The organism is Pseudomonas antarctica, from assembly GCF_900624995.1.
In the GTDB taxonomy this organism is placed as follows: domain Bacteria; phylum Pseudomonadota; class Gammaproteobacteria; order Pseudomonadales; family Pseudomonadaceae; genus Aquipseudomonas; species Aquipseudomonas antarctica.
This window is the reverse complement of record NZ_UYXQ01000105.1, coordinates 1-14,147: the sequence shown is the minus strand read 5'-3', so window position 1 is coordinate 14,147 and position 14,147 is coordinate 1. Positions and strand designations below refer to the sequence as shown.

General features: G+C 62.0%; 11 protein-coding genes and 2 pseudogenes. 8 read left to right on the top strand and 5 right to left on the bottom strand.

Annotation, left to right across the window (positions count from 1 at the left end):
• Window positions 1-459: 459 nt before the first annotated feature.
• Complete coding sequence (locus E0F99_RS24900; RefSeq protein ID WP_083357950.1) at window positions 460-1,212, bottom strand: TetR/AcrR family transcriptional regulator; 753 nt, start codon at window positions 1,210-1,212, stop codon at window positions 460-462.
• Window positions 1,213-1,569: 357 nt separating this feature from the next.
• Between E0F99_RS24900 and E0F99_RS24895 the strand changes: the two genes are divergently transcribed.
• Genes E0F99_RS24895 through E0F99_RS24880 form a run of 4 tightly spaced genes read left to right on the top strand, consistent with a single transcriptional unit; the run spans window position 1,570 to window position 6,184 of the window.
• Window positions 1,570-2,277, top strand: coding sequence for an ABC transporter ATP-binding protein (locus E0F99_RS24895; RefSeq protein ID WP_130908980.1), 708 nt, complete (start codon window positions 1,570-1,572; stop codon window positions 2,275-2,277).
• On the top strand, window positions 2,274-3,473 hold the full coding sequence (locus E0F99_RS24890; RefSeq protein WP_083357948.1) for an ABC transporter permease: 1,200 nt from the start codon (window positions 2,274-2,276) through the stop codon (window positions 3,471-3,473). Before E0F99_RS24895 ends, E0F99_RS24890 begins: the two co-directional genes overlap by 4 nt.
• On the top strand, window positions 3,466-4,944 hold the full coding sequence (locus tag E0F99_RS24885) for a TolC family protein (RefSeq protein ID WP_130908979.1): 1,479 nt from the start codon (window positions 3,466-3,468) through the stop codon (window positions 4,942-4,944). Before E0F99_RS24890 ends, E0F99_RS24885 begins: the two co-directional genes overlap by 8 nt.
• Window positions 4,934-6,184: an efflux RND transporter periplasmic adaptor subunit gene (locus E0F99_RS24880; RefSeq protein ID WP_130908978.1), complete on the top strand. Its 1,251-nt coding sequence runs from the start codon at window positions 4,934-4,936 to the stop codon at window positions 6,182-6,184. The genes E0F99_RS24885 and E0F99_RS24880 overlap by 11 nt, the downstream gene beginning before the upstream one ends.
• A gap of 118 nt (window positions 6,185-6,302) precedes the next feature.
• On the opposite strand, the gene E0F99_RS24875 is transcribed toward E0F99_RS24880, so the two are convergent.
• The 4 genes and pseudogenes from E0F99_RS24875 to E0F99_RS24865 all read right to left on the bottom strand — a co-directional run bounded on the left by E0F99_RS24875 (window position 6,303) and on the right by E0F99_RS24865 (window position 8,705).
• A complete protein-coding gene (locus tag E0F99_RS24875) occupies window positions 6,303-7,697 on the bottom strand; it encodes an FAD/NAD(P)-binding protein (RefSeq protein WP_083357945.1) in 1,395 nt (464 codons plus the stop codon).
• A gap of 12 nt (window positions 7,698-7,709) precedes the next feature.
• Window positions 7,710-7,874 (bottom strand): annotated as a pseudogene (locus E0F99_RS24870) (ABC transporter ATP-binding protein); the annotation flags it as partial.
• Window positions 7,863-7,987: pseudogene (locus tag E0F99_RS31295) on the bottom strand (SfnB family sulfur acquisition oxidoreductase); the annotation flags it as partial. The pseudogenes E0F99_RS31295 and E0F99_RS24870, both read right to left, overlap by 12 nt.
• 154 nt (window positions 7,988-8,141) lie before the next feature.
• Window positions 8,142-8,705 carry a helix-turn-helix domain-containing protein gene (locus E0F99_RS24865; RefSeq protein ID WP_083357944.1) on the bottom strand — a complete coding sequence of 188 codons (564 nt, stop codon included), beginning with the start codon at window positions 8,703-8,705 and terminating at the stop codon, window positions 8,142-8,144.
• Window positions 8,706-8,797: 92 nt separating this feature from the next.
• Between E0F99_RS24865 and E0F99_RS24860 the strand changes: the two genes are divergently transcribed.
• The 4 genes from E0F99_RS24860 to E0F99_RS24845 form a co-directional block, all read left to right on the top strand.
• A complete protein-coding gene (locus E0F99_RS24860) occupies window positions 8,798-9,727 on the top strand; it encodes a DMT family transporter (protein ID WP_083357943.1) in 930 nt (309 codons plus the stop codon).
• Window positions 9,728-9,938: 211 nt separating this feature from the next.
• A complete protein-coding gene (locus E0F99_RS24855) occupies window positions 9,939-12,860 on the top strand; it encodes a monovalent cation/H+ antiporter subunit A (protein WP_083357942.1) in 2,922 nt (973 codons plus the stop codon).
• Window positions 12,860-13,204 (top strand): Na+/H+ antiporter subunit C, encoded by a 345-nt coding sequence (locus E0F99_RS24850; protein WP_007986256.1) that lies wholly within the window; start codon window positions 12,860-12,862, stop codon window positions 13,202-13,204. Before E0F99_RS24855 ends, E0F99_RS24850 begins: the two co-directional genes overlap by 1 nt.
• Window positions 13,201-14,147: monovalent cation/H+ antiporter subunit D (locus E0F99_RS24845; RefSeq protein WP_130908977.1), on the top strand; the 947-nt coding region annotated here is incomplete at its 3' end. The genes E0F99_RS24850 and E0F99_RS24845, both read left to right, overlap by 4 nt.

Sequence of the window (14,147 nt, the reverse complement as noted above, 5' to 3'; positions counted from 1 at the left end):
CGGCATAAGGATCCGTGGCGCGCACCCCCAAGGCCTTTGTAGCGGATTCACCGACCAATTTGTCCAGCGATGCGGCGAAGGCAAAGTCGGGTGGATTCAGGGATATGTCATAGTTAGGATCGGAAGGATCGGTAGGGTCGGTAGGGTCGGTAGGCGTCGTCATTATTTTCACCTTGCAGGGGTTAGGGGCGCGCAAATGGCGCGACGGGCAAGGTGAATGAGGCGCTTGGGGCAATAACCGAATCTACTGTCAGAATTGACAGTGGCGACGAGTGGCCGATATCCGAAAGAATCTGACAGACAACGCGGTGAGCATAAATCTGCCTTTAGTCAGTCTTTTCTTACATTTTTTTCACGATTTATTCACATCCACAGACGTAGGGTGAAGCCTCATCCGTTACAAACGTTGCACATCAAGCCCGCCGCCCCAGCGGGCTTTTTTTTGCCTTGGATGTGAGCTTAACGCGCAGCCTTGGTGGCGGGCGCAACCGCTTGCTCACGAATGGCCCGCTGAGTATCCAGCACCTTGGCCAACGCGGTTTCAGCCTCAGGGCTTTGTTGCGGCACACGAATCGCTGCCGAGACCAGGGTGATCAACTTGGCCATCACCTCGGCGTCCGTGGCAGGACGACCCAGGCTCATGGAGTTCATCAGCAGGCGCAGTTCAGTACCGGCCATCACCCCGGAAATCGCCTTGAGGGCAAATTGCAGACGCACGCCCAGCTCATTGCGTGGCAAGTCAGGCAAAGCCAGGGCAAATGCTTCGAAGAACCGCTGGAACACCGGCTGGTAATGCACCTTGAGGTATTCCTGGATAAACGGCGAGGTGTCACTGTAAACCCGGCCCAGGAAACGAATGAATGAGCGCCCTTCCCCACTGGCCGGATCACTGCGCTCCAGGCCCATGGCCGGGGCGAACAGCACGCCGAGCAAGGTGTCGCAGTCGAGGGGCCCATCGGATTCGGCTTCGCAGCGCGCAAGCAGTTCCAGGCGCTGCTCGTTGAGCGGCTCCAGGCGCTGCATCAGTAGGGTTTTCATCAGGGAATCCTTGTCCCCGAAGTGATAGTTCACGGCGGCCAGGTTCACTTGGGCGCGCTCGGTAATCTGCCGCAGCAGAACGGCGTCGTAGCCGTACTTGATGAAGAGAGCCTCTGTCGCATCCAGCAGTCGAGTCTTGGTAACGTTTGGAGCGCTGAGTTTCTTCGCGACCATAGGAGTTCCACGGGGGAAATATTGTTTTAAAAAATAATTTGATTTTTTATACCGGGGCGGCCCTTCGAAAGCAAGCACTGCCACTGCGCTGCCCCATTAAAAGCCTGTATAACCGGGCATGACGAGGGTAGTCGAGGGCATTGCAGCACACCCCGAACGACCCGCTGAAAATTTGTTTCAGCGGGTAAAACCGCTCTACATCCATGGCTGGCGAAGCGCATTGAACGCGGTTACTATTCAAACAATATTTTAAAAACAAGAAATAAAACCAGCTCGTGACGCGTACCAGCCAGCTCCCGAACTTGTTACAAGGATTTACCGGGGAAAGGCGGCACCGTCGAGGCTGCAGGCGTAGTCATGATGACAGACACCCCCGCGCAACCAGGCTTGATCTGCCTGCAAGGCATCGGCAAAAGCTATCAGCTTGCCGGGCAACATCTGTCCATTCTTAATGATGTGTGCCTGTCTATCGACCGTGGTGACAGCTGCGGCATTCTTGGCGCCTCCGGGTCCGGCAAAAGCACCCTGCTCAATATCCTCGGTTTGTTGGACCTGCCCAACTGCGGCCAGTACCACTTTGCCGGCCACGATATTTTCAACGCCAGCCCGGATGATCTGGCGGCGATCCGCAACCAGCAGATCGGCTTTGTGTTCCAGAGCTTCAACCTGCTGCCACGCCTCAGTGCCCTGGACAATGTCGCCCTGCCCCTCAGTTACCGCGGCGTGTCGCGCCATGAGTCGCTCGAACAGGCCTTGTGCATGCTCGAACAGGTCGGCCTGGCCGAGCGCGCCCACCACCGCCCCGCCGACCTCTCGGGTGGTCAGCGCCAACGTCTAGCGATTGCGCGCGCGCTGGTGGGCAAGCCTTCGGTGATCCTCGCCGACGAACCCACCGGCAACCTCGACAGCACCACCGCCCAAGAGATCATGGACTTGCTGCTGGCACTCAACCACGACCAGCAAGTAACACTGATCATCGTCACCCATGACGCCCATATCGCCGAGCGTCTGGAACGCAAGATTCTGGTGCGTAATGGCGCGGTGCATGAGGCCGGACGCCTATGAGCCTACGGGTCGAACAAAGCCTCAGCCAACTGCTGCACGAAGCGCTTGTGAGCCTGCGCACCTTGGGCAAACGTTCGGTCCTGGCATTGTTGGGTATCGTGATCGGCAGTTCGTCGGTGGTGGCGTTGATCAATATCGGGCATAACGCGGCAGTGGATGCGGCGATGATTTTCAAGGACATGGGCACCGACACCCTGGTCGCGCAGTTCCCGCCCAAGGGCAACAGCAACACACCCATGCGTGCCAGCCTCGACCTCGAGGCGGTGCGCCGCTCAGTACCGGGCATTGCCCATATCGGCGCGCTCAGCGTGTTCGGCGGGCCCATCGTGTTTCACGGGCGCACGACTAACGCCAACTTTGTCGGCACCACAGCCGACATCAAGGACGCCATGCGCCTTGTCGTACGGGACGGGCGCTTTCTTTCGTCTTTCGACGCCAGCGAAACCTACGGTGTGATCGGCGACCAGGTCGCCCAGGCCCTGAGTACGCCGGGCGACCCGCTGAAGCTGGGCGACCGCATCCGCATCAACGATTACCTGTTCCTGGTGGTGGGCATTCTGCACAACCAACCCCGGGCCATGCTGATGCCGGTGCAGGCCAACGAATCGCTGTTCATCCCCGCCGAAGGCATGCGCCGCATCTTCCCGACCCCACAGATCGGCAACGTGATCATCCGCGCCGCGCCCGGCGAAAACATGGAGCGCATTGCCCACGACGCCGCCAGCGCCCTGAAAAGCCAGCTCACCGACCACGATGTCGATATCCAGGTGCCCCAGCAAATGATCGATGGCATGACCCGGCAAAGCCGCACATTCGCCTATTTGTTGCTGGCACTGGGCGCCATCTCGCTGGTAGGCGGCGGCGTCGGCGTGATGAATGTGATGTTGATGAATGTCTCCGAGCGCCGCCGTGAGATCGGCATCCGCATGGCCCTGGGCGCGCGCCAACGCGATATCCGTAACCTGTTCCTGCTAGAAGCCGTGACCCTGACCGCCGTCGGTGCGCTCTGCGGCGCCGTGCTGGGCATGACGGCCGCCTGGCTCTACGCGTGGCTGTCGGGCTGGGCATTTGCCCTCGCCGCCGGCGCCCTGCCGCTGGGAGTAGGCAGCACGCTGCTGGTGGGCTTGTTCTTTGGCATCTACCCGGCTGTGGCGGCCTCGCGACTGCAGCCGGTGGAGGCCTTGCGTGATGAATAAATGGCTCCTTCTATTCATCTTCGGCAGCCTGCCCGCGATGGCCGCCGACGTGGTGGTCAACCCTTCGGCCGCCAGTACCACCCGCAGCGGTTACGACCGGGGTGTATCGATGAATGCCCAGGTGACCACAATGACCTTGGGCGATGCTGTGTACCTGGGCTTGCGCAACAACCCCGCGATCCGCAGCGCGTACCTGCAACGTGTGGCGCAGAAGTTCGACTTGCGCGTGGCCGAAGACACGTTCAACCCCAAGCTCACGCTCAACAGTTATTACCGCCAAAGTCGCGGCACCGCCGATAACTCACGCAACGCCAACCTGGCACCGAACGCCACCCTGCTCGGCGAGTACGGCACCCGGCTGAGCATGGCCTGGACCCAGCAACTGAACACCGCCGACCGCGCCGGCCGCTACCGCAGCGACGGCCTGGACCTGGCGCTGATCCAGCCGCTGATGCGCGGCGCAGGCTGGGACGCCACCACCGCGCCGCTGCGCCTGTCGCGCCTGTCGGAGCAGGCCAACCGGTTGAACCTCAAAGCCACCGTGGCGCAGACCATCAGCCAGATCATCGCCACCTATCGCGAACTGCTGCGCGCCCAAGAGCAATTGAGCATCGTCCAGGACGCCCTCAAGCGCTCCGGCACCTTGCTGGAGGTGAACAAAGCGTTGATCAGCGCGGGGCGCATGGCCGAGTTCGAAATCGTGCAGACCGAAGCCGACATCGCCACCCAGCAACTGGGTGTGGAAGAAGCCCAGAACCAGCTTGATACCAGCCGCCTGGCCCTGCTGCGTCTGCTGGCCCTGGACCTGTCCACACCGATTCGCGCCAGCGAGGCGCTGGAGGCCAAGCCAATGACCATCGACAAGCGCCAGGCCTTCAACCTGGCGCAAACCCAGCAACCGGAATACCTCGCCGCTTTGCTCGGCAGCCAGCAGGCCGACCTCAACCTGGTGATCGCCAAAGATTCCGGGCGCTGGCAGGTGGACCTGGTAGCCGGGGCCAACCAGATTCGCGATGCCTACAATAATGACCACGGCAATACCAATAACCGCACCTGGAACAGCTATGCCGGGGAGCAGGTGCAGATCCCCATCGGCGATATCAGCACCCGCCAGGCCGAAGTGCGCGCGCGGGTTAACGTTGAGGATCAGGAGATCCGTATCACTGATGCGCGCCAGGAACTGGAACGCAACGTCAACGACGTGGTGCGCGACCTTGGCACGCGCTGGCGCCAATATGAAATCTCCCGGCGCGCGGTTGAGCTGTCGCGGCGCAAGATCGAGATCGAGCGGGAAAAACTCAGCGCCGGGCGCTCCACCAACTTCCAGGTGTTGAGTTTCGAGACCGACCTGCGCAACGCCGAAAACTCGCAACTCAACGCCCTCATCGCTTATTTGAACGCCCAGACCCAGCTCGATTTGACCCTGGGCATGACGCTGGAAAGTTGGGAAATCGCCCTTAATGACTACTAATAAAAAACGCCTGCTGGGCGCTGTGTTGATCCTGCTGCTGGCAGGTGCGGGGCTTGCCCTGCGCAGCCCCGCCGACACGCCGACGGCCACCAACGAACAGTGGCTGGCGGTAAAGCCCGACCCGCTGGTGCACCAGATCGGCCTGGTGGGCAAGATCGAACCCGACACCACCATTACCCTCACGGCGCCGTTCGCCGGCAACGTGCTGGCCAACCTGGTGGAGCAAGGCCAGCGCGTCGACGCCGGCCAGGTGCTGCTGCGCATGGACCCGGCCACCCTGCAGGTGCAACTGCGCGATGCGCTGTCCGCCCAGCTCAAGGCCCGACGCACCGTGCAGGAGATGCAAGACTGGGACAGCAGCCCCACCGTCAGCCGCGCGCGCCGCAGCCTGCGCACCGTCGAAATGACCGCCGGCAACACCCAGCGCAAACTCACCGAGAGTGAAAACCTGTTCAAGCGCGGCATTATCCCGCGCAACGAGCTGGACGATCTCAAGCAACAGACCCAGCAGCAGCAACTCGACCTCGCCTCTGCGCGCAGCGAACTGCAGCAGGCGCAGGATCAAGGCCGAGGGGAATACCGGCAGATTGCCGAGATGGAGCTGACCAACGCCACAGTGAAGTACGACGCTCTGCACAAGCTACTCGATGGCAAGGAGGTCAAGGCGCCGTTCTCCGGCATCGTGGTGCCTGCGCCTGGCAGCAACAGCTCGCCCCAAAGCACTGGCAACAACAACGCGCCGGTGCAGGCCGGCAGCAAAGTCAGCCAAGGCCAGGTGCTGTTCGGCCTGGCGAATATCGAGCGGCTGAAAATCGTCGCCAAGGTGTCGGAGCTGGACATTAACCAACTGCACCCAGGCCAGTCGGTAGAAGTGATGGGCGACGGCTTCGACGGCGAGCGGCTGACCGGCTCCGTCAGTGTGGTCAGTGGCTTGGCGATTGCCAGCGATAGCCAGGGCAGCGCACAGTTTGCGGTGACACTCTCGATTCCCAAGCTCACCGCGCAGCAGTTGCAGCGGGTTCGATTGGGCATGAGTGCGCGGCTGACCATCGTCACCTACAACAATGCGCAGGCGATTGTGATTCCAAGCCAAGCCATTAACCGTGATGACATGACCGTGGAGTATCGCGCGGCAATGGATAAGCCCGTGGAGCGGGTGAAGGTGACCACCGGGCAATCGACCGCACAAGGGGTTGAAGTGTTTGGGCTCACGCCAGGGTTCGTGAAAGTCGGACGCTGAACCAGCCTCAACCGCCGTGAAGATCCAAGATGTGGTAGCGGCTTGTTCCCGATGGCGGTGGATCAGTCAACCAATCTGGCGACTGGCACTGCGCTTTCGCGAGCAAGCCCGCACACATTTAGATTTGGCTGAGTTTGGCGGCCAACGCCTTGGCCTGAATCGCCACATCGGTCACAGCCGTGCTCTCCCACCACATTCCGCGCAACGGCGGGCCCATCGCGAACAGTCGCGGGCTGACATTGCCCTGTGCATCGACGACGGCCCCTGATACATCCGCCGCAATCCCCAATGCCAGCGGCCCAGGCTGGATCAACCCGCGTTTGAGCAATTGCTGCGGCAATGGCCGAGCCACGCGGCGCCAGTCGTACTCAATGCCGCTGGAGTTGATCAACGCCGCCCCTGATACCTGGGTTACAACCTGCTCGCCACGACGACGCAAGCGGATAGCAACGCCACTGTTCGAGGCCACCAAGCCCTTGAACGACGCCGCCTGAATCCGCAACCGCCCTTCCCTCTGCAACCGCGCCACCAACTGCGCGCTCAACGGCGGCGAACGGTGGTGATGGCTTTCCCACCATGGCCGCACGTGGCGCACGAACTGGCGCTTCTCGCCCTCACTGGCCTGGCTCCATAAGCGGCCGATATGCGCGCGCACGGTGTCCAGCGGCGCTTGCCAATCAATCCCCTGGGCCTGCGCGAGTCGGCATTGGCGGCGCACTTCACGCAGCAGTTGCCTTGGGCGGCGCAGGCTGTGGTCGGCGGCGAGGAAATCTTCCCAGCTCGGCGGCTGGCGACGTACATGCGGTAACAGGCCATGGCGCGAGAAAATCTCGATCGGCCCTCGATGCCCCGCCTGCTCAAGCGACACCACAGCATCCACCATGGTCAGCCCGGAACCGATGATCAGCACCGTCGATTGCGGGTCGATCTGGGTCATCGTCTGAACATCCCACGGGTCCACCGCTGCTGCGTTCAAGCCGCTAGATTCGGTCTGCGGCGTGCGCGCTGCGGGAAACATACCGGTGGCCAATACCGCGTAGGTGCCGCGCAGTTGCTGGCCGTTATCCAACGTGAGCAGCGTGCAGGCATCCTCCACGTGCAGGTCGACCACCTCGCCACGCACATGCTCGACGGTCGAAGCCGACAGCGTACGGGCTTCAGCCAGCCGCTGCTGCGCATACAAGCCAAAAATCCCGCGCGGCGGGAACAGTTCGCAGATCGGTACGTGCTGCTGGCCCGATTCCGGCCAACCACCGGCGCCGATGTAGTCGGTGAGCCATTGGGTCAGGTCGTCAGCGTTGTCCGGGTCGACGCTCATGCGCGCGGCGTTGCCGTTCAACGTGTGGCCCAGTTCAACCGCGCTATAAGCCTCGCCACGCCCCAGTTCGGCACGCGGTTCGATCACCAGAATGCTCCGCTGCCCCGGCAGGCGCAGCAGTTGCACGGCCAGCATCGTGCCGCTCAGGCCGCCGCCGATGATCAAGACATCAGCGTTGCGGATCGATTCAGTCATGCACATTCGCCCTTACGGTTTACCCAGATAAATATCATGCAAATCACCGCGCGCCAGCGGTTCAGCGGCGTTGCTGCTCAAGACCACTCGCCCAGTATCCAGCACCTAGCCCTGGGACGCATAGTTGAGCGCGACGTTGATACTCTGCTCGGCGATCAGGACGCTCACCTGCTGCTCGGGGTCGCGCACGCTGGCGTCGACGGCGAAGCGGGCGGCCAAGCGTGTGGCAACCTCTATGGCTTCGGCATCCGAGCTGATGATACGGCAAGGTGTTGGGAGTGGGCTGACAGGGGCCGACTCCAGGCTTCGAGGCGGGCCTGGAGTGATTGCAGGCGTCGTACCTTAGAGCAATCGTCAATGAAGTCAGTATGTTGCTGAAAAAACCTAGAAAAACAGGCGCGTGAAATCGGGAAAATTGCCCCTCCACTGTTGCCGGGTAAACCGTTAGATCACCACAGTGCGCACAAAGCGCACCGCCACCTCACCCTCATTGCGATAGGCGTGAGCCTGGCGGCTGGCGAACATGAAGAACTCACCGGCGTCCAAGTGTTTTTCCTCGTCATCGAGGATCAGGGTCAGGCGGCCTTCGAACACAAACAGCTGCACGCTCCAGCCGTCCGGGTCGGGTTCCGGGCTGTAGCGGTCACCCGGCTCCAGGCGCATCTCCCACAATTCCACTTCGCGTCGAGCGGTGGCCTTGGCCAGCAACACGGCTTTACTGCCGGGGATGTCACCGGCCCAGGCCAACTCGTTGATGCGGCTATGGTCGAGCGCATCCGGGGCCTGGATCAGGTCACTGAAGGCCACGTCCAACGCTTCGGCCACGCGGTCGAGGGTGGACAGGCTGACGTTCTTCTCGCCCGCCTCGATGGCCACCAGCATGCGCCGACTGACCCCGGACTTTTCCGATAGCGCGGTTTGGCTCATGTCGGCAGCATGCCGCAGACGCCGGACGTTTTGGCTGACGTGTTGCAGGACCGATGCCCGTTGTGGATTTTCTTTGTGCACTATATTGCTCATCAGGTAGGTGTGCGCAGTATACTGCCCAGCGTGCGGCGCATTGTGCGGTCCGTGCCTTTCCCTTGCAAGACCGAGCCGCCATGACCGCCCCGAACGCTTCCTCACGTTTCAACCGTTTCAGCAAAGCCGAATGCATCCTGGTGGTCATCACCATGATCTGGGGCGGCACGTTTTTGCTGGTGCAACATGCGATGACCGTCAGCGGGCCGATGTTTTTCGTGGGCCTGCGGTTTGCGGCGGCAGCGATTGTGGTGGGGTTCTTTTCCTTGCGTACCCTGCGCAACTTGACCTTGTTCGAACTGAAGGCCGGCGTGTTTATCGGCGTGGCGATCATGTTTGGCTACGGCCTACAGACAATTGGCCTGCAGACGATCCTGAGCAGCCAATCGGCGTTTATCACCGCGCTCTATGTACCGTTCGTTCCGCTGCTGCAATGGCTGGTGCTGGGCCGTCGCCCAAAGTTGATGCCGAGCATTGGCATCATGCTCGCCTTTGCAGGATTGATGCTGCTGACCGGGCCGGCGGGCGCATCGCTGAATTTCAGCTCGGGTGAAATCGCCACACTGATCGGCGCGGTGGCGATTGCGGCCGAGATCATTCTGATCAGCGCGTTTGCTGGGCAGGTGGATGTGCGCCGTGTGACGGTGGTGCAACTCGCCACGGCGTCCGTGCTGTCGTTCCTTATGGTGGTGCCGATGGGTGAAGCCTTGCCGGGGTTCTCATGGCTGCTGCTGTTCAGCGCAGTGGGCCTGGGCTTGACCAGTGCGGTGATCCAGGTCGCGATGAATTGGGCACAGCAGAGTGTTTCGCCGACACGCGCCACCTTGATCTATGCCGGTGAACCGGTGTGGGCCGGTGTGGTTGGGCGGATTGCCGGGGAGCGCTTCCCGCCGATTGCAATGGTCGGGGCGGCGCTGATTGTGGCGGCGGTGATTGTGAGTGAGTTGAAAACGAAGGGGCAGAAGGCGCTCGAACTGCAAGTTGAAAGGGAACAGGAGCAGCAAGGGTAAGGTCAGACAGCTGGTGATGGCTGTCAGATCGCCATCGCGGGCAAGCCCGGCGCCCACAGTGGACGGCGGTGACGAGTGAAATGGGGTCACCGGAAACACTGCCAAACGGGGATTTTCAGCCTACCTTGTAGGATCCTGCCACATCTTGCCGTTTGGTGATCGAGAAAGCGGCACGTATGATGCATCCCAAACTCCCGCAGATTAGAAGCCTATGTCCCTGATAGTTCTACTGCTTCTGCCTTTTATTGGCAGCTGTCTGGCGGCCTTGCTGCCGCACAATGCACGTAACACCGAATCCCTGTTGGCCGGCCTTGTGGCTCTGGTCGGCACCATTCAAGTCGCCCTGCTCTACCCTCAGATCGCCCACGGTGGCGTGATCCGCGAAGAATTCATGTGGTTGCCCAGCCTCGGGCTGAACTTCGTGCTGCGCATGGATGGTTTTGCCTGGCTGTTTTCGATGCTGGTATTGGGCATCGGCACGCTGGTGTCGCTGTACGCGCGTTACTACATGTCGCCGGACGACCCGGTGCCGCGTTTCTTCGCGTTTTTCCTGGCCTTCATGGGCGCCATGCTCGGGCTGGTGATTTCCGGCAACCTGATCCAGATCGTGTTTTTCTGGGAACTGACCAGCCTGTTCTCGTTCCTGTTGATCGGCTATTGGCACCACCGCGCCGATGCCAGGCGCGGTGCCTATATGGCGCTGATGGTCACCGGTGCGGGTGGCCTGTGCCTGTTGGCAGGCGTGATGCTGTTGGGGCATATCGTCGGCAGCTACGACCTCGACCAGGTGCTGGCGGCGGGCGACCAGATTCGCGCGCACTCGCTGTACCCCTTCATGCTGGCCTTGGTGCTGATCGGCGCCTTGAGCAAAAGCGCACAGTTCCCGTTCCACTTCTGGCTGCCCCACGCGATGGCGGCACCGACTCCGGTTTCAGCCTACCTGCACTCGGCGACGATGGTGAAGGCCGGCGTGTTTCTGCTGGCCCGCCTGTGGCCGTCGCTGTCCGGCAGCGAAGAATGGTTCTGGATCGTCGGCGGTGCCGGCGCCATCACCCTCCTCCTCGGCGCTTACTGCGCCATGTTCCAGAATGATCTCAAGGGCCTGCTGGCCTACTCCACCATCAGCCACCTCGGGCTGATCACCTTGCTGCTGGGCCTCAACAGCCCGCTGGCCGCCGTCGCTGCGGTATTTCATATTCTCAACCACGCCACGTTCAAGGCCTCGCTGTTCATGGCCGCGGGCATCATCGACCACGAAAGCGGCACCCGTGATATCCGCAAGCTCAGTGGCTTGGTGCGGCTGATCCCGTTTACCGCGACCCTGGCAATGGTAGCCAGTGCATCCATGGCCGGCGTGCCGTTGCTCAATGGTTTCCTGTCCAAAGAAATGTTCTTCGCCGAAACCGTATTCGTGTCATCGACCGCCTGGGTGGAAATCGCCCTGCCGATGATCGCGACCATCGCCGGCACCTTCAGCGTGGCCTATGCGCTGCGCTTCACGGTCGATGTGTTCTTCGGCCCGCCCGCCACTGACCTGCCCCACACGCCCCACGAACCGCCGCGCTGGATGCGCGCGCCGGTTGAGTTGCTGGTATTCACTTGCCTGTTGGTGGGGATTTTCCCGGCCCAGGTGGTCGGTTCGATCCTCGCCGCCGCCGCGCTGCCGGTGGTGGGCGGCGTACTGCCCGAGTACAGCCTGGCGATCTGGCACGGCTGGAACGCGCCAATGATCATGAGCCTGGTGGCCATGTCCTGCGGCGTGGTGCTCTACCTGCTGCTGCGCAAGCAACTCAAGCGTGGCCGCTTCAAATACCCGCCGATCATCAGTTACTTCAACGGCAAGCGCATGTTCGAGCGTTGCCTGGTGGTAATGATGCGCGGCGTGCGCAAAATCGAAAAACGCATCAGCACCAAGCGCCTGCAGACCCAGCTGTTCCTGCTGGTGCTGGCGGCGGTGATCGCCGGCTTGATCCCAATGCTCTACAGCGGCATCAGTTGGGGCGACCGGCCGAAGATCCCAGGCTCCATCGTGTTCGTGACCCTGTGGCTGCTAGCAATCGCCTGCGCCCTCGGCGCCGCGTGGCAAGCCAAGTATCACCGGTTGGCGGCCCTGACCATGGTCAGCGTGTGCGGCATGATGACGTGCATCACCTTCGTGTGGTTCTCGGCGCCGGACCTGGCGCTGACGCAACTGGTGGTTGAAGTGGTGACCACCGTGCTGATCCTGCTGGGCCTGCGCTGGCTGCCACGGCGGATCGAAGAAGTGTCACCACTGCCCAGTTCGCTGCGCAAGGCGCGTATTCGTCGCCTGCGTGACTTCCTGTTGTCCACCGTGGTGGGCGGCGGCATGGCGTTGTTGTCCTACGCGATGCTGACGCGCCAGACACCCAACGACATCTCTTCGTTTTACTTGAGCCGCGCCCTGCCCGAAGGCGGCGGCAGCAATGTGGTGAACGTGATGCTGGTGGACTTCCGTGGCTTCGACACCCTCGGCGAAATCACTGTGCTTGGCGCCGTGGCGCTGACGGTGTATGCCCTGCTGCGGCGCTTCCGCCCCTCCAAAGAAAGCATGCAACTGCCCGCGCAACAGCGCCAGCTGGCACCGGACGTGGCCACCGACCTGGTCAACCCACGCCAGGCCAGCGATACCGCCCTGGGTTTCATGATGGTGCCCGCCGTGCTGGTGCGCCTGTTGCTGCCGATTGCACTGGTGGTGTCGTTCTACCTGTTCATGCGCGGCCACAACCAACCGGGCGGCGGTTTTGTCGCAGGCCTGGTGATGTCGGTGGCGTTCATCCTGCAATACATGGTCGCCGGTACGCAGTGGGTCGAGGCACAGATGAGCCTGCGGCCAATGCGCTGGATGGGCTTCGGCCTGCTTTCGGCAACCCTCACCGGGCTCGGCGCGTTGTTTGCTGGCTACCCGTTCCTCACCACCCATACCTGGCATTTGAGCGTGCCGGTGCTCGGCGATATCCATGTCGCCAGCGCGTTGTTCTTCGATGTCGGCGTGTACGCCATGGTCGTCGGTTCCACGCTGCTGATGCTCACCGCCCTCGGTCACCAATCCGTGCGGGCCCACAAACCGAGCAACCAGGCCAAAGTGGTTGCCGCAACAGAAGGAGCCGCCTGATGGAAGAAGTCATTGCAATTGCCATTGGGGTCCTGGCGGCCTCCGGCGTCTGGTTGATCCTGCGGCCACGGACGTTCCAGGTGGTGATGGGCCTGTGCCTGCTGTCGTATGGGGTCAACCTGTTCATTTTCAGCATGGGCAGCCTGTTTATCGGCAAGGAGCCGATCATCAAGGACGGCGTGCCGCAAGACCTGCTCCACTACACCGATCCGCTGCCCCAAGCCTTGGTGCTGACGGCCATCGTGATCAGCTTCGCCATGACCGCGTTGTTCCTGGTGGTGCTGCTCGCCTCCCGGGGCCTGACCGGCACTGACCATGTAGACGGCCGGGAGCCCAAGGAATGACGTGGATGAATCAACTGATCGTCGCTCCGATCCTGCTGCCGTTGCTGACCGGCGCACTGATGCTGATGCTCGGCGAAAAACGCCGACCGTTGAAGGCCAAAATCAATCTGTTCTCCAGCGTCGTCGGCCTGGGTATCGCCATCCTGCTGCTGTACTTGACGCAGCAAGGCGGACCCGGCTCGATTGGCGTGTACCTGCCGGGCAACTGGCAGGTGCCGTTCGGTATTGTGCTGGTGGTGGACCCACTGTCGGCGATGATGCTGGTGCTCACCGGGATCATCGGCGTGAGCGCATTGCTGTTCGCCATGGCCCGTTGGGACCGTGCCGGCACCAGCTTCCACGCGCTGTTCCAGATCCAGATGATGGGCCTGTACGGCGCCTTCCTCACCGCGGACCTGTTCAACCTGTTCGTGTTCTTCGAGGTGCTGCTGGCGGCGTCCTACGGTTTGATGCTGCATGGCTCGGGGCGTGCGCGGGTGTCGTCGGGGCTGCATTACATCGCGATCAACCTGCTGGCGTCGTCGTTGTTCCTGATCGGCGCGGCGATGATCTACGGGGTCACAGGCACGCTGAACTTTGCCGACCTGGCGCTGAAAATCCCGTTGGTGCCGGAAGCTGATCGTGGCCTGTTGCACGCAGGCGCGGCGATCCTGGCGACAGCGTTCCTGGCCAAAGCGGGCATGTGGCCGCTGAATTTCTGGCTAGCCCCCGCCTACTCCTCGGCCAGCGCACCCGTGGCAGCGATGTTTGCGATCATGACCAAAGTCGGCGTCTACACCGTGCTGCGCCTGTGGACCCTGTTGTTCTCCGGCCAAGCCGGCGCCTCGGCGCTGTTCGGTGGCGACCGGCTGATTTACGGCGGCCTGGCAACCATCATCTGCGCGGCGCTGGCAACGATCGCTCCGCCGCGACTGGAGAGACCGGCCAGCGTGAGAATGCCGGG

What these genes read in the sequence shown, in the direction of transcription:
- E0F99_RS24900 (WP_083357950.1), bottom strand. Translation starts at nt 1,212, where the DNA reads ATGGTCGCGAAGAAACTCAGCGCTCCAAACGTTACCAAGACTCGACTG.
- E0F99_RS24895 (WP_130908980.1), top strand. Translation starts at nt 1,570, where the DNA reads ATGATGACAGACACCCCCGCGCAACCAGGCTTGATCTGCCTGCAAGGC.
- E0F99_RS24890 (WP_083357948.1), top strand. Translation starts at nt 2,274, where the DNA reads ATGAGCCTACGGGTCGAACAAAGCCTCAGCCAACTGCTGCACGAAGCG.
- E0F99_RS24885 (WP_130908979.1), top strand. Translation starts at nt 3,466, where the DNA reads ATGAATAAATGGCTCCTTCTATTCATCTTCGGCAGCCTGCCCGCGATG.
- E0F99_RS24880 (WP_130908978.1), top strand. Translation starts at nt 4,934, where the DNA reads ATGACTACTAATAAAAAACGCCTGCTGGGCGCTGTGTTGATCCTGCTG.
- E0F99_RS24875 (WP_083357945.1), bottom strand. Translation starts at nt 7,697, where the DNA reads ATGACTGAATCGATCCGCAACGCTGATGTCTTGATCATCGGCGGCGGC.
- E0F99_RS24860 (WP_083357943.1), top strand. Translation starts at nt 8,798, where the DNA reads ATGACCGCCCCGAACGCTTCCTCACGTTTCAACCGTTTCAGCAAAGCC.
- E0F99_RS24855 (WP_083357942.1), top strand. Translation starts at nt 9,939, where the DNA reads ATGTCCCTGATAGTTCTACTGCTTCTGCCTTTTATTGGCAGCTGTCTG.
- E0F99_RS24850 (WP_007986256.1), top strand. Translation starts at nt 12,860, where the DNA reads ATGGAAGAAGTCATTGCAATTGCCATTGGGGTCCTGGCGGCCTCCGGC.